This is a genomic window from Polaromonas sp. AER18D-145 (assembly GCF_002379095.1).
In the GTDB taxonomy this organism is placed as follows: Bacteria; Pseudomonadota; Gammaproteobacteria; order Burkholderiales; family Burkholderiaceae_C; genus Polaromonas.
In genome coordinates, this window is record NZ_NBZV01000045.1 from 21,626 (window position 1) to 39,886 (window position 18,261).

At 66.0% G+C, this 18,261-nt stretch carries 19 protein-coding genes; 4 read left to right on the plus strand and 15 right to left on the minus strand.

What is annotated here, in order from left to right; genetic code table 11:
- Positions 1-73: 73 nt before the first annotated feature.
- The 8 genes from B7G52_RS18655 to gloA all read right to left on the minus strand — a co-directional run bounded on the left by B7G52_RS18655 (position 74) and on the right by gloA (position 7,546).
- Positions 74-877, minus strand: coding sequence for an ABC transporter permease (locus tag B7G52_RS18655; protein ID WP_096699030.1), 804 nt, complete (start codon positions 875-877; stop codon positions 74-76).
- Positions 874-1,707, minus strand: a complete 834-nt coding sequence (locus B7G52_RS18660) for an ABC transporter ATP-binding protein (protein WP_096699031.1) — start codon at positions 1,705-1,707, stop codon at positions 874-876. Before B7G52_RS18660 ends, B7G52_RS18655 begins: the two co-directional genes overlap by 4 nt.
- Positions 1,707-2,696, minus strand: a complete 990-nt coding sequence (locus B7G52_RS18665; RefSeq protein WP_096699032.1) for an ABC transporter substrate-binding protein — start codon at positions 2,694-2,696, stop codon at positions 1,707-1,709. The genes B7G52_RS18660 and B7G52_RS18665 overlap by 1 nt, the downstream gene beginning before the upstream one ends.
- Before the next feature lie 89 nt (positions 2,697-2,785).
- On the minus strand, positions 2,786-3,640 hold the full coding sequence (locus B7G52_RS18670; protein WP_096699033.1) for a creatininase family protein: 855 nt from the start codon (positions 3,638-3,640) through the stop codon (positions 2,786-2,788).
- Positions 3,637-4,938, minus strand: coding sequence for an amidohydrolase family protein (locus B7G52_RS18675; RefSeq protein ID WP_096699034.1), 1,302 nt, complete (start codon positions 4,936-4,938; stop codon positions 3,637-3,639). Before B7G52_RS18675 ends, B7G52_RS18670 begins: the two co-directional genes overlap by 4 nt.
- On the minus strand, positions 4,935-5,522 hold the full coding sequence (locus tag B7G52_RS18680; protein WP_096699035.1) for an NAD(P)H-dependent oxidoreductase: 588 nt from the start codon (positions 5,520-5,522) through the stop codon (positions 4,935-4,937). Before B7G52_RS18680 ends, B7G52_RS18675 begins: the two co-directional genes overlap by 4 nt.
- A 217-nt stretch (positions 5,523-5,739) precedes the next feature.
- Positions 5,740-6,411: a TetR/AcrR family transcriptional regulator gene (locus B7G52_RS18685; RefSeq protein WP_096699036.1), complete on the minus strand. Its 672-nt coding sequence runs from the start codon at positions 6,409-6,411 to the stop codon at positions 5,740-5,742.
- 721 nt (positions 6,412-7,132) lie between these two features.
- Entirely contained in the window at positions 7,133-7,546 is a 414-nt protein-coding gene (gene gloA, locus B7G52_RS18695; RefSeq protein WP_096699037.1) for a lactoylglutathione lyase, read from the minus strand.
- A 126-nt stretch (positions 7,547-7,672) separates the two neighbouring features.
- On the opposite strand from gloA, the gene B7G52_RS18700 reads away from it, so the two are divergent.
- Entirely contained in the window at positions 7,673-8,419 is a 747-nt protein-coding gene (locus B7G52_RS18700; protein WP_170954808.1) for a transglutaminase family protein, read from the plus strand.
- A gap of 22 nt (positions 8,420-8,441) precedes the next feature.
- On the opposite strand, the gene B7G52_RS18705 is transcribed toward B7G52_RS18700, so the two are convergent.
- Positions 8,442-8,996, minus strand: a complete 555-nt coding sequence (locus B7G52_RS18705) for a PaaI family thioesterase (RefSeq protein WP_096699039.1) — start codon at positions 8,994-8,996, stop codon at positions 8,442-8,444.
- A gap of 48 nt (positions 8,997-9,044) precedes the next feature.
- Between B7G52_RS18705 and B7G52_RS18710 the strand changes: the two genes are divergently transcribed.
- The 3 genes from B7G52_RS18710 to B7G52_RS18720 all read left to right on the plus strand — a co-directional run bounded on the left by B7G52_RS18710 (position 9,045) and on the right by B7G52_RS18720 (position 12,333).
- Positions 9,045-9,530 carry a MarR family winged helix-turn-helix transcriptional regulator gene (locus tag B7G52_RS18710; RefSeq protein WP_096699040.1) on the plus strand — a complete coding sequence of 162 codons (486 nt, stop codon included), beginning with the start codon at positions 9,045-9,047 and terminating at the stop codon, positions 9,528-9,530.
- Entirely contained in the window at positions 9,523-10,782 is a 1,260-nt protein-coding gene (locus B7G52_RS18715; protein WP_096699041.1) for an MFS transporter, read from the plus strand. Before B7G52_RS18710 ends, B7G52_RS18715 begins: the two co-directional genes overlap by 8 nt.
- A 138-nt stretch (positions 10,783-10,920) precedes the next feature.
- A complete protein-coding gene (locus B7G52_RS18720; RefSeq protein ID WP_096699042.1) occupies positions 10,921-12,333 on the plus strand; it encodes an MATE family efflux transporter in 1,413 nt (470 codons plus the stop codon).
- Positions 12,334-12,405: 72 nt separating this feature from the next.
- On the opposite strand, the gene B7G52_RS18725 is transcribed toward B7G52_RS18720, so the two are convergent.
- The 6 genes from B7G52_RS18725 to B7G52_RS18750 all read right to left on the minus strand — a co-directional run bounded on the left by B7G52_RS18725 (position 12,406) and on the right by B7G52_RS18750 (position 18,154).
- The gene (locus B7G52_RS18725; RefSeq protein ID WP_096699043.1) at positions 12,406-13,050 is read right to left on the minus strand and encodes a DNA-3-methyladenine glycosylase I; all 645 of its coding nucleotides are present in this window, start codon (positions 13,048-13,050) and stop codon (positions 12,406-12,408) included.
- A gap of 44 nt (positions 13,051-13,094) precedes the next feature.
- Positions 13,095-14,357 (minus strand): DUF4010 domain-containing protein, encoded by a 1,263-nt coding sequence (locus tag B7G52_RS18730; protein ID WP_096699044.1) that lies wholly within the window; start codon positions 14,355-14,357, stop codon positions 13,095-13,097.
- Positions 14,358-14,426: 69 nt separating this feature from the next.
- A complete protein-coding gene (locus B7G52_RS18735; RefSeq protein WP_096699050.1) occupies positions 14,427-16,841 on the minus strand; it encodes a heavy metal translocating P-type ATPase in 2,415 nt (804 codons plus the stop codon).
- Between the two features lie 129 nt (positions 16,842-16,970).
- Positions 16,971-17,216 carry an SHOCT domain-containing protein gene (locus B7G52_RS18740; protein ID WP_240523522.1) on the minus strand — a complete coding sequence of 82 codons (246 nt, stop codon included), beginning with the start codon at positions 17,214-17,216 and terminating at the stop codon, positions 16,971-16,973.
- 12 nt (positions 17,217-17,228) lie between these two features.
- Positions 17,229-17,678: a DUF302 domain-containing protein gene (locus B7G52_RS18745; protein WP_096699045.1), complete on the minus strand. Its 450-nt coding sequence runs from the start codon at positions 17,676-17,678 to the stop codon at positions 17,229-17,231.
- An 8-nt stretch (positions 17,679-17,686) separates the two neighbouring features.
- Complete coding sequence (locus B7G52_RS18750; RefSeq protein WP_096699046.1) at positions 17,687-18,154, minus strand: hypothetical protein; 468 nt, start codon at positions 18,152-18,154, stop codon at positions 17,687-17,689.
- Positions 18,155-18,261: the final 107 nt, after the last annotated feature.

Genomic DNA, 18,261 nt, shown 5'->3' on the forward strand with positions numbered 1-18,261 from the left:
GTTTTTGGCCTCTGGCCCAGATGGGACGGGCGCAAGCAGCTATTAAAAATGTAGCGTCTGGTAGATGCCGGCCTCAGTCGCGCGAGAGTTCACTGGCGTGCCAGGAGCCCAGCGCCAGCTTGGTCAGCCAGGCCATCAGCGCGAACAGGCCCACGCCCGCCAGCGAGATCAGCAGCAGCGCGGCAAACATGCGCGGGATGTTGAGCTGGTAGCCGGCCATCAGGATCTGGTAGGCCAGGCCGGTGGCCGCGCCGCCGGTGCCGGCCACGAATTCTGCGACCACTGCGCCAATCAGGGCCAGGCCGCTGGAGATGCGCAGGCCGCCGAAGAAGTAGGGCAGGGCGCTCGGAATGCGCAGCCGCACCAGGGTCTGCAGGCGGCTGGCGCGGTTCATCGCGAAGTAGCTCTGCAGGTCGGGGTCGATGCTGCGCAGGCCCAGCGTGGTGTTGGAGATGATGGGAAACAGCGCGACCAGCGAGGCACACATCACCAGCGAAGCGGTTGGATCCTTGACCCAGATGATGATCAGCGGCGCCACCGCCACGATGGGTGTGACCTGCAGCAGCACGGCGTAGGGAAACAAAGCGGTTTCGATCTTGCGGCTTTGCACGAACAGAAACGAGATCAGCACACCGACCACGGTGGCCGCGACGAAGGAGAGCAGCGTGATTTTCAGCGTCACCAGCAGCGAGCCGCCCAGCGACTGCCAGTCGGTCACCAGCGTCTGGAACATCAGCAGCGGCGAAGGCACCAGGTAGGGCGGCAGCTTGAAGCCGGTGACCAGCGCCTGCCAGCTGCCCAGCAGCACGATGGCGACCAGTGCGGGATAGAGAATGCGCTGCACGCGCGGCGAAGCAAAGGCGGCGACACGGGTCATGCGCGGTTCTCCTCATCGGTGTCGTGGCTGGCGCGCAGCAGGCTGTCCTGCAGGCGCTTGGCATAGGCCGCAAAACGCGGCGTGACCATGAAGTCGTGGCTGCGCGGGTAAGGCTCGTCGATCAGCACCTCTTCGGTGATGCGGCCGGGCCGTGCGGCCATCATCACCACGCGTGTCGAGAGAAAGACCGCCTCGTGGATGGAATGGGTCACGAAAATCACCGTGAGCTTTTTCTCGCGCCACAGCGCCAGCAGGTCGGCGTCAAGCTTGTGGCGGGTGATCTCGTCGAGCGCGCCAAAGGGCTCGTCCATCAGCAGCAGGTTGGGCTGAACCACCAGGCTGCGCGCGATCGACACGCGCATCTGCATGCCGCCCGAGAGGTTGCGCGGCAATGCGCTGGCAAATTTGGCGAGGCCAACCAGCGCCAGCGCGTCCATGACACGCGTTTCGGCCTCGGCCCGCGCGACACCGGCCAGGTCCAGCGGCAACCGCACATTAGTGGCCACGCTGGCCCAGGGCATCAGCGTGGGGGACTGGAACACAAAGGCCAGCTTGCGCTGCGATTCTTCCAGCGCCGCCACCGGCTTGCGCCAGAGCAGCAGTCGGCCGTCGGTGGGATCCAGCAAGCCGGCGATCATCTTGAGCAGCGTGCTTTTGCCGCAGCCCGAAGGCCCCAGCAGGGTGACGAACTCGCCCTCCTGCACCGTGAGCTCCACCGGCTGCAGGGCGACCGTCCCGTTCGGGTAGGTCTTGTGCGCCGACAACACCTCGACGGCCGGCGCTGCGCTGCCCTGCAGGGCGCCGGCCAGGACAGCGGGTGGTTCGCGCATCAAGGCATCACCTTCAGGTCCTTGATGTAGTCGAAGTTGTAGGCCTGGGTCGGCCCGAGCTTGCCGGCATCCACCAGCTTGTTTTCCAGCAGGAAGGCGTGGTTCTTCCGGACGCGGTCAATGTCCATGCTGCCGATGCCGTTTTTGCCAGCGCCGCCGCCGGTCACAATGCCCATTTCCTTGAGCTTGGCCACGCTGTAGGCCAGCTGCTCGTCGCTCATGTTGGGGTTGTCCTTCTTGATCAGCACGTTGCCCGGCGCCGGGTCGGCCAAGTAGCTCTTCCAGCCTTCCATGGTTCCCCGGACGAAGGCGGCGGCCGCCTTGCTGCGGTTTTTCACCGTGTCGTCCATGCAGGAAATCGTGGTGGCGTAGGTGGGCCAGCCGTGGTCGGCAAAGAGGAAGGTTTTGGCCTTGACGCCCGCCTTCTGGATGGCGAAGGGCTCGGAGGTCAGGTAGCCCTGCTGCACCGTGTTTTTATCGGCCACAAACGGCTGGATGTTGAAGGTGTAAGGACGCGTCTGCGAATCCTGGAAACCGTACTTGCCCTTGAGCCAGAGCCAGTAGCCGCGCTGGGCCGAGGGCGCGATCAGGATGGTTTTTCCCTTCATGTCCTCGAAGCTTTTGACGTCTTCATGGGCAATCAGCACCTGCGGGTCTTTCTGGAACACCGCCGCCAGCGTGACGATGGGCAGTCCGCCGCTGCGCGCGATCATCATCTGCAGGTCGCTCGAACCCATGATGCAGTCGGTCTGGCCGGCGGCCATCAGCTGCATGATGTTGACCTGCGGGCCGCCCATCTTGATGGTGACGTCCAGGCCGTATTTTTTGTAGATGCCGGTGGCCACCGCCTGGTAGAAGCCGCCGTGCTCGGCCTGCGCATACCAGTTCGTCATGTAGGTGAATTTTTCCTGGGCCTGCGCTTGGGCGCCGGCCGCCAGGGCCATGCCGAGCGAGGCGGCGAGCAGGGTGCGCGTGACAGAAGTTTTCATGGTGGCCTTTCGAAGAACGGTTGAAGGTTGAACAGCGGAAGTGAAATCGTGGAAGGGTCAATGCAAGTTGTGCGCCTGGTGCCGGCGTGTCAGAGCGTTTGCTGGATATGCCCCTGCTGGTGGCCGTAGCCCCAGGACGGGACGTCGCGCACCACCCACTGCATGTGGAACAAGTCGGTGATGGCTTCCACCCAGCTGGCCGACAAGGTGTCGAGAATGTCTTCGCCCTGCTCGCGGGTGGCGGACAGTGGATCGCCGATCACGCCGCTGGGGCCGAAGTCGCGTGCCGTCCAGGCACAGGCTGGCCGGCCATCGCCGGACAGGATCTTTGAAGGAAAGGGCGGCGGAAAATTGGCGACCGCGCGCTCCATGTGCACGGTGTCGGGCGCCAGCGCCAGCATCAGTGCGGTTTCCGAATGCCCGGCATGCATGGCCAGCTTGCGTTCCTGCTCGGAGATGTATTTGCCCGACGAATTGGGCAGGCGCGACACATGGTAGGGCACGATGACGAAGTCGCCGTGGCGCAGGCGCAGTTCGCGCGCCGCCATCTCCAGCACCTGCGGCTGGCCGCCGTGGCCGTTGGCCAGCAGCAGCTTGCGAAAGCCGGCTCGGTACACCGACTCGCCGATTTCGGTGATGGTCGCCAGCAGCGTCGGACCGGTCAGCGTCATGGTGCCGGGAAAATGCAGGTGCTCGTCGGACTTGCCGTAGGTGATGGGCGCCAGGCCGAAGGCGCGCACGTCGGACGGCAGGCGCTCCAGCGCCTTGCCCAGCACACCCGAAGAAATCACGCTGTCGACCGAGCAGGGCAGGTGCGGGCCGTGCTGCTCGATGGCGCCCACGGGCAACACGATGACCGTGTTCTCGCGGTCCGGCAGCGCGCTGATTTCGGTCCAGCTCAGGTAGGGCAGGAAACGGTGGGACGGGATATAGCCGTGAATCATGGGTGCAGTCTTTCGGGCTGGGGAGAAAATGGGGAAGGTGGAGAAAGTGGGGAGAGAGGGACACCGCTGCGCAGGACCACGCGGCGCGACGCACGCGAGGGCCAGCCCCAGGCGTCGGCGTCGCTGAAAACCACGAGGTCGGCCGCGGCGCCGACGAGGGTGGGCGCGCTGTCGGGTGTGCGGCGCAGCCAGTCGCTGCGGCACAGGCTGTCCGACCAGTCATCGAAGGGGTCCCCGAGTTGCGCGGCGAGCACACCCGCGGCCAGTGCTTCCACCGGGTCGTAACTGCCGACGCGGCAAAACGGGTCTTGCACGTTGTCGCTGGCCACCAGCACCGGAATGCCGCGCTCGCGCGCTTCCTTGACCAGCGTCAGGCCGCGCAGCCGCGGCGTGCGGCCGGTGGCCGCGTCCTGCAGCAGCAGGTTGGTGATGGGCAAGGTGATCAGCGTGATGGGTAGCTGTGCCACCGCGTCCAGTGTGGCCAGGGCTTCGTTGTCGGGTTGCGCGGCCAGGGCGCAGGTGTGGCCGCAGACCACGCGCCCGCTGAAACCAGTCTCGCGCACGATGGCTGCCGTGGCTGCCAGCCCGCGGGCTTCGGGGTTCAGTTCTTCGTCCACATGCAGGTCCACGTCCAGCCCGGTTTCTGCGGCGGCGATGAAAACATGGCGCAGTGCCTCGGCGTCCCAGTTGGAGCTGTGGACAAAGGCGCCCAGCACGGCATGCGCTCCAGTGGCGGCCACCCGGGCGGCCAGGCGCCGCGCCTGCGCCAGATCGGCGAACAGCGGCAGCTTGATCAGGCTGACCTGCTCCAGGTGAATGCGGCCACGCCACTCGGCCGCCAGTCCGGCCAGCACCTCCCAGGCCAGCGGGATGCCATCGGCCTCCCACCAGTCGACATGGCTGCGCAGGTGCACGCAGCCGGCCTGGTACGCCCAGTCGAGGGCGCGGCCGGCGCGCGCATGCACGTCGTCTTCGGTCCAGCCGGCGCGGTCCGTCATCATTGCGTCTATCGCTGCCAGCAGCCCGGGTTTTACTTGACCGATACGCGGCAAGGTCAAGGTTTTGTCCAGGTGGGTGTGGGCGTCCACCAGACCGGGCAGTACTGGTGCACCCTGGACATCCCAGCGTCCGCTGTCGGGTAGCGTTTCTGCCCGGTCGGTCATGGGGGCGACGCTGGTGATGCGGCCGCCGGCCAGCGTCAATTCAGCCAGTGCCGGCCCGTCTGCGCGTTTGGGCCAGGCGGGCGGCAGCAGCCAGCGCGGCAGGCGGGCGTTGACGATGGACCCGGGCGCTTTCATGCAAACCTTGCCATGGCCTGGCCGACCCGCTGCAGGAAACGCTTCAGGCGCGGTTCGGTGGCCACGTTCATGTGGTAGTACGCATGGAAGTCCACGCGCGCTGCGTTGCCGGTCAGGCGCAGCATGTAGCGCGTGATCATCTTGCGCGGCGGGTCGCCCATGTACCAGGCCACCCAGCGCGGCCGGCCATAGGTGACCACGGCCGAGATGCGCTTGATGTGGGTGAGCATGGGTTTGACATTGGCCGGGTCGCTGAGGTCGAAGGCTACGCCGGGCATGAAGAGGCGGTCGAAATAACCCTTGAGCATGGCCGGCAGGCCGAAACACCAGGTGGGGAAGCAGAAGACGATGGCCTCGGCCTGGCGCAGCCTGTCCACATGCGCCGCCAGCGGCAACTGGTTGGACGGCACGTCGTGGTAGCCCAGGCGCTCCTCGCGCGAGAGCACCGGGTTGAAACCCTCGGCGTACAGGTCGCAGTCATCCACCGTGTGGCCGGCGGCCAGCAGATTGGCCACCACTTCCTTGTGCAGCGCGGCATGAAAACTGGTTTCCACCGGGTGGCAATAAACGACGAGGACATGCATCAGGTACGGCCGGCAGGCCCCCGCTGGACAAGAAGAGAAGGGGTGTGCACCGGCGGCGTGATGTGTGCACCATCTGCGTGCACTGCCGTGGGCTGGAGGAGGGGGGAAGGGCGGGAGGTATTCAATTTTGACCAATCAATCTGATCGATTGGTCAGGAATACGCAAAGCTTGTGCCAGGTCAAAGACCGGCGGGGCCGCCGGGTGTCAGGAAAAGTGTCAGGATGGCTTGATGCCGCAGCCGCGCAGGATGAGCGTGGTGAGTTCCTTCACCAGGGTGTCACGGTCTGGCATCCAGTCGGCCTGGGCCGGTTTGATCAGCTGCTGCACCTGCAGGGCCGAGTCCGCGTAAAACTGTGTCATGGCCCAGATGCTCATCAGCAGCGTGTACGGGTCCACCGGTTTCATCAGGCCGCGGGCGATCCAGCCTTTGATGATGTTGACCTTCTCGCGTGTGTGTTTGCGCGAGTCCGGCCAGAATTTCTCCAGATTGCGGCCGCCGTCGAGCACCTCGCGGGTGAAGATGCGCGAGACCTCGGGCTTGTCGAAAGCGAGGTGGATTTTCGAGCGGATGTAGCCGCCCAGCACCTTGCCGGGGTCGGCCGCGCTGGCGTCGAACATGCCTTTCCAGTCGGAGATCACCGACATCAGCAGTTCTTCGTAGAGTTCTTCCTTGCCCTTGATGTAGTAGTGCAGCTGCGGCTTGGTCAGGCCGGCGCGCGCGGCGATGGCTTGCGTCGAGGTGCCCTTGAGGCCGTTTTCACTGAACTCGGCAATCGCCGCGATGCGAATCGCGGCCATGATTCTTTCCCGGCTCTGGCGCGCATTGCGCGGGATTTTTTCGGAATCGGCGGCGGTGGATTTCGCCGCTTTCAGGGAGGCCGGCTTCATCGGTTGGGTGCGACTTTCTGCTGCTGAATAAGCGAGGTCATCCTAGCAGATGGGGTTGGGTGTGGTTTCAGTTCCGCGGGCCGGGTGCTTGGCCCTGATTGGGAGTTATGAATAAAAATGGATGCTAGCCCTTGCCCGGGAAGCGGAGATAGCTATTGAATTGATAGCGTTGTAACGCGCCGTTCGGGCTGAGCTTGTTGAAGCCTGTGCAAGCTTGAACATTGTTGGAGCTTCCACCAAGCCGGGACTCGCCCCGGCGGGCGACTTACTTTTCTTTGCTTCGCCAAAGAAACCTAAGGAAAAGAAAGGCGACCCGATGGGCTGGGTCCCTCCGCTTCGCTGCGGGCAACCTCCGGTGCTCGCCGAAAGCGGGGTCGAGCTCGAACTCGCTTCGCTCAGACAATCGCTCGCCCTGATCCGCTTTCAGCTGCGCTCCTCGGCCCAGCCCGACGGGTGGGCAAACGCAGACAAATACCAAACGCCAAATGCGGGGAGACATAACGCGCGTAGCGCGTCATGTCGGAGTCAAGCGTCCGTCATGTTTGCACGAGAGCGCAGCACACGCGGCCAAATGAAGTCCCCCTCCATCGCCCAGCGGGGCGAGGGAGGGGTTAGGGGTGGGAGTGGGGAGTTGCGTCTACTGTCCCGGGCGAACCGGAAACGCAGCGTGATGCCGGTGATCCCCGGTCCGGGGTGCCAGGACACCAGTGATGCAATGCAATCAGCGCAGCCCCGCACCACCCGTATCGTTCTTGCGCTCAATCAACTCGATCTTGTAGCCATCCGGATCAGTCACAAAAGCAATCACCGTGGTGCCGCCCTTGACCGGCCCGGCCTCGCGCGTCACGTTGCCGCCGGCTGCCTTGATCTTTTCGCAGGCGGCGTAGGCATCGGGCACGCCCAGTGCGATGTGGCCGTAGGCCGTGCCCATCTCGTAACTGTCGGTGCCCCAGTTCCAGGTCAGCTCGATCTCGGCCTGGCCCGGGTTGCCGCCTTCGTAGCCGACAAAGGCCAGACTGTATTTGTAGTCCGGATTTTCCGACGTGCGCAGCAGCGTCATGCCGAGTACCTGGGTGTAGAAATCAATCGAGCGTTGCAGGTTGCCAACGCGCAGCATGGTGTGCAGGAGTCTCATCGTGTCTCGCTTCCTTGTGAACAGATGTTGGCATTGTCCGGCAATCCCGAACACCCGGCGCCACTGCGGGCAATGGACGGTCGCCGGGGCGGCATAATGGCCGGCAATTCATCGCACCTCCCATACATGCCCCTGTCTTCCCCGACCGATCAACCCCAGGACTGGCTGTGCTCCACCCGCCTGCTCGATCTTGATGATCCCAAACTCCGTATCCAGGCCATGCGCATCACGCAGCTGGCGACCACGGAAACCCGGAAAGCGGTGGCCCTTCATGACTTCGTCAAGTCGCTGCCTTTTGGCTGCGTGGCCGGTTTTGACCATGTGCCGGCGGCGGCCGTTCTCAAGGCCGGGCGTGGCGACTGCCACACCAAGGGCACGCTGTTGGTGGCCATGCTGCGCTCGGTCGGCGTGCCCGCCCGGCTGCGTTTCGTGACCCTCTCCAGCGGGTTCCTCAAGGGCATCATCGATGTGCCGCAGAGCACCATCACCCATGCCGTGGCGGAGGTGTACCTCGATGGCCGCTGGATACAGACCGACACCTATGTGACGGACTCCCTGCTGGAGGCGCAGGCCGCACAGTTGCTGAGCCAGACCGGCTGCCTGGTGGGCTATGGCATCCACGTCCGGGGTCTGCATTTCTGGGATGGCCGGCATGCCGCGCACGCACAGTACAGCGTCTCCGACCCGGCCAGCCTGCCGCTGCATGACTGGGGCGTGGCGCACGACCCCGAGCATTTCTACAGCAGCAAGGACCATGCGGAGCTGGCGCTCGGCTGGCTGACGCGCGCCAAATGGATGCTCGCCGCCGCGCTGGTGAACCGGCGTGTGGAGCAGGTCCGGACCCAGCCCAGGGCGGCGGGGCAGCCCGTCTAGGAAAACCTTCTCGTCCGAGGGGTCAGGCTGCTTTTGGCAGCGGCACCTCGAACACCAGGCAGGTGGTGGTGGCGTGGGCATACAGCTTGCCGTCCGGCCCGACGATGCGGGCTTCGGCGGTGGCCATTTGCCGGCCGCAGTGGATGACCGTGCCGATGGCCCGCAGCGGCCCGGTTTTGTGCGATGCCGCCCGCACGATGTTGACACCGAGTTCCGCCGTTGTGTAGGCGCGGCCCGCCGGCATCATGGTGTGCACGGCGCAGCCCAGCGCCGAGTCCAGCAGCGTGGCGTACCAGCCGCCGTGCACCGTGCCCAGCGGGTTGTAATGCTTGAGCTGCGGCGTGCCCTGGAAAACGGCTTTGCCGGGGCCGACCTCCACCAGCGAAAAATCCAGCGTGTCGGCAATGTGGGGAAAGGGCAGCTCGCCGGCCAGCATGGCCTGCATGATTTCCAGCCCGGTCTTGCCGGCCACCATGGACGGGTGGGTCAGGCCCGGTTTGCCGCCACCGGCCAGCATGCGTTCGACGACGGCGCTGCGTTCTTCATTCCATAACGCCAATGTTTCTTCCGGGGTCATTGCTTCTCCTTTGATTGCATCTGCAATAATTGCAGCTACAATTATCGCATGTCCAAAAAAACCGATGCCGCCACCCAGGCCGAACTCAAAGCCCTGGGCTGCACCAACCTGAAGCTGCGCCAGCTGATGCGGCGCGTTGCCACGTATTACGACCTCGAGATGGCGAAGGCGGGCCTGAAGACCACACAGTATTCGCTGTTGTCCCATGTCGTCAAACTCGGCCCCCTGCGTCCCGGCGAGCTGGCGCAAAGCATGAAGGTCAGCGCCTCCACCCTGACGCGCAATCTCAAACCCCTGATCGATGCCGGCTGGATCGAACTGGCCGCCGGCACCGATGCGCGCAGCCGCAGTGTGGCCATCACGCCGGCCGGCCGAGCCAAACGCGAGGAGGCCCGCCATCGCTGGAAGGTGGCCCAGGAGGGCCTGAACCAGCTGCTGGGCGCGGAACGCGTGCTGGCGCTGCATGGCCTGATCAATGAGTCGCTGGAACTGCTCTCCCCCATTGAAACCGGATCTGGAGCCGATGATGAATAAGCCTTCCCCTTCCTCTTCTTCCTCATCTGCCCGGCGGCATGTCGCGCTGTGGCTGGTGCTGCTGGCCGCGGCCGGCACCTTTGCGCTGACCATGGGTGTGCGCCAGACCATGGGCCTGTTTCTGTCGGCGCTCAATACCTCGACCGCGCTGGGCATAGGCAGCATCAGCCTGGCTTTCGCCTTCGGCCAGTTGTGGTGGGGGTTGACCCAGCCCTTTGCCGGCGCCGTGGCCGACCGCATCGGCACCGGCCGCGTGATTTTCCTGGGGGTGTTGCTGGTGGCCGCGGGCACCATCCTCACGCCGCTGATGACCAGCACGGCGGGCCTGATTTTTGCCATTGGCGTGCTCGCCGCGGGTGGTGCCGGCATGGCGGGTCCGTCGGTGCTGATGGCGGCAACCGCACGCCTGGTACCGCTGGAAAAACGCGGCTTCGCCAGCGGCATCGTCAATGCGGGCGGCTCCTTCGGCCAGTTTGCGATGGCGCCCATCGCGATTGGCCTGACGGCGGCCGTTGGCTGGGCCAACGCGATGCAGTGGCTGGGTGTGCTGATCTTGCTGGCGCTGCCGGCGGTGTGGGTGCTCCAGGGCAACTCGAACGTCCTGGCGGCGCAGGCCGCGGCAGCCTCCGGCCAGAAAGCGCTGAGCGCCCGCCAGGCCATCCGCCAGGCGCTGGCCACGCCCAGTTACCGTTACCTGAGCCTGGGTTTTTTCGTCTGCGGATTCCACGTCGCCTTTCTGGCGACGCATTTGCCGGGTGTGGTGGCCGCCTGCGGCCTGCCGCCGGAAATCGGCGGCTGGGCGCTGGCCATGATCGGCCTGTTCAACATCGTCGGCAGCCTGGCCATGGGCTGGGCCGTGGGCCGCTGGCGCATGAAGTCGCTGCTGGCGCTGCTGTACGCGACGCGCGGCCTGGCGGTGCTGATCTTTCTGCTGGCGCCGAAAACACCAGCCGTGATGCTGGTGTTTGCCGCCGTCATGGGCGTGACCTTTCTCTCGACGGTGCCGCCGACGGCGGGCCTGGTGGCCAAGATGTTCGGCACGGCGAACATGGCCATGCTGTTCGGCATCGTGATGCTGGCGCACCAGATCGGCGGCTTCTTCGGCGCCTTCCTCGGCGGTTATGTGTTCCAGGCGACGGGCAGTTACGACTGGGTCTGGTACATCGACATCGTGCTGGCCGCGGGTGCCGCACTGGTGAACCTGCCGATCCGCGAGGCGTTGGTGCCGCGTCAAATGAAAGCGGCAACATGAAATTGCTCCATGTTCCGAGTGCAGTGGCGGGTATTTTCAAGGTGGGGCCGCGGATCTGGCTTTGCCAGTCCGCAGGCGCAGCGGCCCCTTTTTCAGTGCAAGGGGCAGGGCGCTGCCGCAGGCCCGAAGTGAGCAACCGTGGGGGCTGATCTTGATCCGCGCACGCGGCTGCTGCTGGAAGCCCCCATCGCCCCCACGCTGCTGCGTCTGGCCGCCCCCAATGTGCTGGTCATGCTGGCGCAGGCCGGTGTCGGGCTGATCGAAACCTGGTTTGTCGGCAAACTCGGCACCGACGCGCTGGCCGGCATGGCCCTGGTGTTTCCGGTGGTGATGCTGATGCAGATGACCTCGGCCGGTGCCATGGGCGGCGGCATTGCCTCGGCGATTGCACGTGCCCTCGGCGCGCGGCGCAAGGGCGATGCCGATGCGCTGGTGCTGCATGCCATCGTAATCGCCGCCGTGTTTGCGCTGCTGTTCACGGTGGCGGTGCTGGGCGGCGGGCGCTGGCTGTATGCGCGCATGGGTGGCACCGGCGGCGCGCTGGAGGCGGCCATGGTGTATTCCAACTGGGTGTTTGCCGGCGCCGTGCTGGTCTGGATTTTCAACACGTTGTCGGCGGTGATCCGCGGCACCGGCAACATGGCGGTGCCGGCCAATGTCACGGTGCTGGGTGCGCTGGTGCTGCTGCCGCTGTCGCCCTTGCTGATTTTCGGCTGGGGTCCGCTGCCCGCGCTGGGCATCGCCGGTGGGGCCATTGCGCTGCTGGCCTACTACCTGGTGGGCAGCCTGGTGCTGGCAACGTACCTGTGGTCGCCGAAGAGCCTGCTGCGTCCGTCGCTCGCGCACATCCGTTTTCGCTGGGCTTTGTTCAAGGACATCCTGCGTGTCGGCCTGGTCGGCACGGTGTCCACGGTCGCCACCAACCTGGCCATCGGCATCACCACCGCGCTGGTCGGCGGCTTCGGTACCGCGGCGATCGCCGGTTACGGCACGGCGTCGCGGCTGGAGTATCTGCTGGTGCCGCTGGTCTTCGGTTTCGGTGCCCCGCTGGTCGCGATGGTCGGCACCTGCATGGGCGCCGGCCGGCGCGAGCGCGCGCTGCACGCCACCTGGATAGGCGCGGGCATGGCTTTCCTGATGACTGAAGCCATCGGCCTGTGGGCCGCGGCGTTTCCGAAGGCCTGGTTGTCACTGTTCAACAGTGACCCGGCCATGATCGAAGCCGGCAGCGCCTACCTGCGGGTGGTAGGGCCGGTGTATGGCTTTTTCGGGCTCGGCCTGGCGCTGTACTTTGCGTCGCAGGGGGCCGGGCGGCTGCTCTGGCCGGTGCTCGGCAACCTGGCGCGGCTGGCGGTGGCCCTTGCTGGCGGCTGGCTGGCCCTGCGCTGGGGCGGCGGCCTGGCCGGGGTTTTTCTGGCCCAGGCGGTGGCGCTGGTGATCTACGGCGTGCTCAATGCCTGGGCGATTGCCGGCGGCGCCTGGTTTGGCGGCATCGGCTGGCCGCGCAGCACAGCGGGGCTGCTGAAAAGAGTGCCATCTGCCAGGGTTTGAAGCAAAAAAAGGCCTCCAGCCCAGTAACCACGGGCGCAAGCAGCTATGTATTCAGTAGCAGGGCTGCCGCCTTCAAGCCGGTGGCGTGAAGGCCGCACGGGCTGCCAGCGCCTGTGCGCGGCTGGCGCAGCCCTCCAGGTGGTCGTTGACCAGGCCCATGGCCTGCATGAAGGCGTACATCGTGGTCGGCCCGACAAAGGTCCAGCCGCGTTTCTTCAGGTCTTTGGACAGCGCCGCCGAGGCGGGCGAATGGGGCAGGGCGCGTACGGCTTCCAGGGTGATGTGTTCGGGCCGGCTCGCAGCGTCCGGCTCCAGCCGCCAGACATAGGCGGCCAGCGAGCCGAATTCGCGGCGCAACTCAAGTACACGCCCCGCGTTGTTGATGGCCGAGGCGATCTTGCCGGCGTGCCGCACGATGCCTGCATCGCCGAGCAGGCGCTGGACATCGGCGGCATCAAAACGCGCCACTTGCTCGGCATCGAAGTTGGCGAACGCGCTGCGAAAGGCTTCGCGTTTGTTCAGGATGGTCAGCCAGCTCAGGCCGGCCTGAAAACCTTCCAGGCAGATCTTTTCAAACAGCCTGCGTTCATCGGCGACCGGAAAGCCCCATTCGGTATCGTGGTAGTGGCGGTACAGCGGCATGGCCTGGCACCAGGCGCAGCGCGTGCTGGAGGTTTCGTCGGTAAACAGGCCAGGGGTGGTGACATCAGCGGGCATTTGCGATTCCAGTGTTCAGGCCCGGCAGGGCGTCGTTGTTCCATTCAGCCCAGCCACACACCCAGCCAGACCGCGGCGATGACCAGCACCAGCCCCGGCACGATACGCGCCGCGTAGGCGGCACCCCCGGCGTGGAAGGCCACAACGGCCTTCATCAGCGCGTTGGTGCTCAGGCCGGCCAGGATGGGCCACAGTGCGGCGTCCAGCGGCAGCTTGCCGGCCGCCACCAGCGAGGCGACCGAGGCGGCGGTCGCATGGGCATCGACCAGCCCGGTGGCTGCGGCCGCCAGCAGCGTGCCGCGTGCGCCCAGCCAGGCGCTGAGCGCTGCCGACACCACCAGCACGATGCTGACGATGGCGGCAAATGCCAGTGCGGTCTTGAGGTCGAAGGCCCGGCCCAGGTCCTGTTGTTCCGGGCGGCCGGCTGCCGCTTGGGCCGCCGGTGCTCCGCGCGGGAAAAACAGCAGGCTGTAGGCGCATGCCGCCACACCGCCGAGAACCAGCGGCCACCTCAGCGTGTCGAGCAGTGCCGGTTGCACCGCAGCCACCACGACCGCCAACTGCACCATAGTGGCCAGGCTGGAGAGCACCGCACCGGCGATGGCCCCGTCCGCCTGGGTGCCCGATCCGGCCGCGCGTGTGCCCATGGCATGAATGGTGGCCGTGCTCGAGATGAAACCCGCCGCGAACCCGGCCAGCGGCAGGCCGTAACGCGGACCGAGGGCGCGCGTGGCCACGTAGCCGAGCGCGCTGACAGCCATCACCAGCACCACCAGTTGGGTGATGGCGTGAGGGTTGATGGCGCTGAAGGGGCCGATGAAACGGTCCGGGGCTAGCGGCAGGGCGATCAGGGCAGCCGCTGAAAACAGCAGCGCATCGTGCAGCTCGCGCTCGGTCAGCACGCTGCGCACAAAATGGTGCAGCCGGTTGCGTGCCGCCAGCAGCGCCGCCAGTGCCGCACCCACACCGGCAGCCAGGGCCGCGTTGCGCATCGCCAGCCCGCCGAGCAGGCAAGTCAGCAACAGGGCGATTTCGGTGGTCATGCCCGGGTCCTGCTCCCGCGTGCGCTGATAGGACACGACGGCCAGGGCGCCCATGACCAGGGCAACAGCCGCCAGCAACAGGCCGCCGCCCAGCAACATTCCGACGGCGCCCAGCACCGAGGCCACCGCAAACGTGCGTATGCCGGCTGCACCGCGCGTCGGCCCGCTGCCTTTGCGGCGTTCGCGCTCCGCGCCGACCAGCAGGCCGATGCCCAATGCCACGCTCAGGCCCAGCAGTGTGGAGAAGTCAGGCAGGGGCGGCATGGCGGCAGTGTAAGGCCGCGCGGACGCCCGCCCCTGCCGGGCAGGCTGAGGGTGTCGCGCGCGGAGGCATCACGCAGCGGTCGACAAACGCGCCCTGCGCAGCCTCAGCGCGTTGCTGATCACGGACACCGAGCTCAGGCTCATCGCCAGGGCCGCAATCATCGGCGACAGCAGCCAGCCAGTGAAGGGGTAGAGCAGGCCCGCAGCCAGCGGCACGCCCAGCGCGTTGTACACAAAGGCAAAGCCGAGGTTCTGCTTCATGTTGGCGATGGTGGCCTCCGAGATCGCCCGGGCCTGAGCGATGCCGCGCAGGTCGCCCTTGACCAGCGTCACCTGGGCGCTGTTCATGGCCACGTCGGTGCCGGTGCCCATGGCGATGCCCACATTGGCCTGGGCCAGGGCCGGCGCATCATTGATGCCGTCGCCTGCCATGGCCACGATGTGGCCTTCCTCCTGCAGGCGCTTGACCAGAATCAACTTGTCGGCGGGCTGGACGCCGCCGTGGACCTCGTCGATGCCAAGGCGTGCGGCGACGGCCTTGGCGGTGGTCAGGCCATCGCCTGTGGCCATGATCACGCGCAGGCCTGCGGCTTTCAGCATCGCCAGCGCCTCGGGTGTGCTGGTTTTGACCGGATCGGCCACGGCCAGCAGGCCGGCGAGCTGGCCGTCCACGGCAAGGTGCATCACGCTGGCGCCTTCGGCACGCAGCGCTTCTGCCTGCGTCAGCAAGGCGTCTACCGCCACACCGGCCTGCTCCATCAGCGCCGTGTTGCCGAGCGCGAGTGCCCGGCCGGCGACACGCCCGCTGACACCGATGCCGCTGGCCGACTCGAAGCTCTCGGGTTTGTCCAGCGTCAGGCCGCGCTCGCGCGCCGCATTCACGATGGCGTCTGCCAGTGGGTGTTCACTGCCCTGGTCCAGGCTGGCGGCCAGCCGCAACACCTCGTCGGCGCTGAAACCGGCGGCCGGGACCGCCCGGTCGAATGCCGGCTTGCCGGCCGTCAGCGTGCCAGTCTTGTCGACGATCAGTACATCGACAGTGCGCAAGTGCTCGATGGCTGCCGCATCGCGGAAAAGAATGCCCTGGCCGGCCGCCTTGCCGGTGGCCACCATGATGGACATTGGCGTGGCCAGGCCCAGTGCGCAGGGGCAGGCGATGATCAGCACCGCCACCGCGTTGATCAGGCCATAGACCCAGCTCGGCTGCGGGCCGAACAACCCCCAGCCGAAAAAGGTCAGCACGGCCACGGCCACCACGGCCATGACAAACCAGCCCGCCACCTGGTCGGCCATGCGCTGCATGGGCGCCTTCGAGCGCTGGGCCTGCGCCACCATCTGCACGATCTGCGACAGCATGGTCTGCGCGCCCACACGTTCGGAGCGCATGACCAGGGCGCCGCTGGTGTTGAGTGTGGCGCCAATGAGCTTGTCGCCCGCCCGTTTGCTCACGGGCAGGGGCTCTCCGGTCAGCATCGACTCGTCGACCGCGCTGCTGCCTTCGGTGACGACACCATCCACCGGCACTTTCTCGCCGGGGCGCACCCGCAGGCTGTCGCCCACATGCACATGGGTCAGCGGCACGTCTTCTTCCGTGCCGTCGGGCCGGAGGCGCCGCGCGGTCCTGGGCGCCAGCCCAAGCAGGGACTTGATCGCGGCCGAGGTCTGCGAGCGCGCCTTCAGCTCCAGCATCTGGCCGAGCACCGTCAGCGAAATGATGACTGCCGCCGCCTCGAAATAAACGGCCACCCGGCCCATGGAAATGAACGAGTCGGGGAACACGCCGGGCGCTATGGTCGCCACCACGCTGTAAACAAAAGCGGCGCCCGTCCCCAGGCCGATCAGGGTCCACATGTTGGGACTGCGGTGGATCACCGATTGCGCACCCCTCATGAAGAACGGCCAGCCCGCCCACAGCACCACGGGGAGGGTCAGCACCAGCTCGACCCAGCTCTGGGTGGCCATGTCGAACCAGTCGGACTGGTGGCCGAACATCGCCAGCGCGGTGACCAGCACAGTGAACGGCAGCGTCCACCAGAATCGGCGGGTGAAGGACTTGAGCTCCGGGTTGTCGTCCTCGTCGAGACTGGGCATGACCGGCTCCAGCGTCATGCCGCAGATCGGGCAGTTGCCGGGATGATCCTGCCGGATCTCCGGGTGCATGGGGCAGGTGTAGACGGTGGTCCCGGCCTGGCCATCGGCAACTGCGGTTTTTGTTTCAGGGGCGGGTGTGGCCGCCGGCCTGTCGAGGTAGGCCGAGGGATTGGCGGCGAATTTTCCGAGGCAACCGGCGCTGCAGAAATACCAGGACCTGCCTTCGTGCTCGAGCTGGTGCCCTGAAGCTGTGGTGACGGCCATGCCGCAGACGGGGTCCTTCAGGCCGGTCGGGACGTCGGTGTGGACGTGACTGTGGTCATGTCCGGCGCCGTGCGCAGGGCCGGCAGCCACGCCATCAGGATGAGGGTGAGGGTGAGGTGTGTATTGCATGGAAAGCATCCTTTTTATCTGAAGGCCTGAACAGCTTCATGAAAAGGATAAACCTTCCCATGATGGAAAGGTCAAGTCGCCGGGGCCTTAACCCTGCCCGCGGGAGGGGGTGGCAAGCCGGATCGTGCTTCAGGCGGACCGGCCGCTGTCGCGATCGAGCAGCGCCTTGCGCTCTTCATACTCCGCCACGGTGATTTCGCCACTGGCCAGCCGCCTGCGCAACACCTCGTGCGGCGTTTCGCGCCGGTCACCTCCGCGGTCTATATAGCGGCCCTGGCTGAAAAGAAAAACCCCGGCGAGAAGGACCAGCAGTACGAGCCATCCCAGCCCGTGCATGCCCATCATGTAGCCACTGCCGTCAAACAGGCTGTACATGCGCTGACCTTCTCAGGGCTTCGCGGCGCCGCCGGGTGCCGCCATCAGCGCCGACCGGACCCGCTCGAGGCGGCTGCGCACCTCGTCGGCCACCCGGGCCACCTCGGGGTCGTCGGTCATCTGCATCACTGCCACCGGGTCCATGAAGCCCACGGTGAAGCTGCCGTCGTCATCTTCACGCACGATCACGTTGCAGGGAAGCAGCAGCCCGATGTCGGGCTGGGCCGTCAGGGCGCGATGCGCCAGCGGCGGATTGCAGGCACCCAGGATGCGGTAGGGCCGCACATCGACGCCCAGCTTGGTTTTCATGGTCGCCTGCACGTCGATGTCGGTCAGCACGCCGAAGCCTTCGGCCTTGAGAGCCTCGGTCGCACGAGTCACCACATGGGCAAAGTTGTTGTCGTCCGGTTTGCAGTAAAAGCCGTAGGCGGCGCCGGCGGAGGACGTGGTGCTGGGGGTCATGGTTTCTTTCAGGGTTTGGCCGGCGGCGGGGGCAGTCGGTCCATCATCATCTGCATCATGGACTGCATCATCTCCATGCGTTTTTCCATCCATTGCTGGCGTGCCGCCGGATCGCCGGCCATGGGGCCCGGGCCGGGACCCATCATGCCTCCCATGCCTCCCATGGCGCCGGGACCCATGCCACCCATCATGCCCATGCCTTCCTGCATGAGTTTTTGGTGCTCGGCCATCAGGGCATTGCGCTCCTCGGGCGTCCTGGCGCGCGACATCTTGTCGTGCATGGCACGCATGGCTGTCATGTGTTCGTCCATGCGCGCCATGGGGCTACCGGGACCGGCCATGGGCATGGCTTGCCCCGTTGCTGAAGCCGCAGCGCCAGGGTGATGCGCCATGTGGCCGTAGCGTGTTTGGGCGCAACCGGCCAAGCCCAATGCAGCGGTGACTGCGATGATCGAGACCAGACGAAATGACATCATGGCGAACTCCAGAAGGTGAACTGCAAGTCTATTGAATCGGGTCATTTTTTGGCAATTCGTCTGCACGCGTCCATGATCTATGTCAACGGGAGGCGGGAGGCGGGAGG

Excerpts from the sequence above, each read along its gene's own strand:
- B7G52_RS18655 (WP_096699030.1), bottom strand. The coding sequence starts at position 877 with ATGACCCGTGTCGCCGCCTTTGCTTCGCCGCGCGTGCAGCGCATTCTC.
- B7G52_RS18660 (WP_096699031.1), bottom strand. The coding sequence starts at position 1,707 with ATGCGCGAACCACCCGCTGTCCTGGCCGGCGCCCTGCAGGGCAGCGCA.
- B7G52_RS18665 (WP_096699032.1), bottom strand. The coding sequence starts at position 2,696 with ATGAAAACTTCTGTCACGCGCACCCTGCTCGCCGCCTCGCTCGGCATG.
- B7G52_RS18670 (WP_096699033.1), bottom strand. The coding sequence starts at position 3,640 with ATGATTCACGGCTATATCCCGTCCCACCGTTTCCTGCCCTACCTGAGC.
- B7G52_RS18675 (WP_096699034.1), bottom strand. The coding sequence starts at position 4,938 with ATGAAAGCGCCCGGGTCCATCGTCAACGCCCGCCTGCCGCGCTGGCTG.
- B7G52_RS18680 (WP_096699035.1), bottom strand. The coding sequence starts at position 5,522 with ATGCATGTCCTCGTCGTTTATTGCCACCCGGTGGAAACCAGTTTTCAT.
- B7G52_RS18685 (WP_096699036.1), bottom strand. The coding sequence starts at position 6,411 with ATGAAGCCGGCCTCCCTGAAAGCGGCGAAATCCACCGCCGCCGATTCC.
- gloA (WP_096699037.1), bottom strand. The coding sequence starts at position 7,546 with ATGAGACTCCTGCACACCATGCTGCGCGTTGGCAACCTGCAACGCTCG.
- B7G52_RS18700 (WP_170954808.1), top strand. The coding sequence starts at position 7,673 with ATGCCCCTGTCTTCCCCGACCGATCAACCCCAGGACTGGCTGTGCTCC.
- B7G52_RS18705 (WP_096699039.1), bottom strand. The coding sequence starts at position 8,996 with ATGACCCCGGAAGAAACATTGGCGTTATGGAATGAAGAACGCAGCGCC.
- B7G52_RS18710 (WP_096699040.1), top strand. The coding sequence starts at position 9,045 with ATGTCCAAAAAAACCGATGCCGCCACCCAGGCCGAACTCAAAGCCCTG.
- B7G52_RS18715 (WP_096699041.1), top strand. The coding sequence starts at position 9,523 with ATGAATAAGCCTTCCCCTTCCTCTTCTTCCTCATCTGCCCGGCGGCAT.
- B7G52_RS18725 (WP_096699043.1), bottom strand. The coding sequence starts at position 13,050 with ATGCCCGCTGATGTCACCACCCCTGGCCTGTTTACCGACGAAACCTCC.
- B7G52_RS18730 (WP_096699044.1), bottom strand. The coding sequence starts at position 14,357 with ATGCCGCCCCTGCCTGACTTCTCCACACTGCTGGGCCTGAGCGTGGCA.
- B7G52_RS18735 (WP_096699050.1), bottom strand. The coding sequence starts at position 16,841 with ATGCAATACACACCTCACCCTCACCCTCATCCTGATGGCGTGGCTGCC.
- B7G52_RS18740 (WP_240523522.1), bottom strand. The coding sequence starts at position 17,216 with ATGTACAGCCTGTTTGACGGCAGTGGCTACATGATGGGCATGCACGGG.
- B7G52_RS18745 (WP_096699045.1), bottom strand. The coding sequence starts at position 17,678 with ATGACCCCCAGCACCACGTCCTCCGCCGGCGCCGCCTACGGCTTTTAC.
- B7G52_RS18750 (WP_096699046.1), bottom strand. The coding sequence starts at position 18,154 with ATGATGTCATTTCGTCTGGTCTCGATCATCGCAGTCACCGCTGCATTG.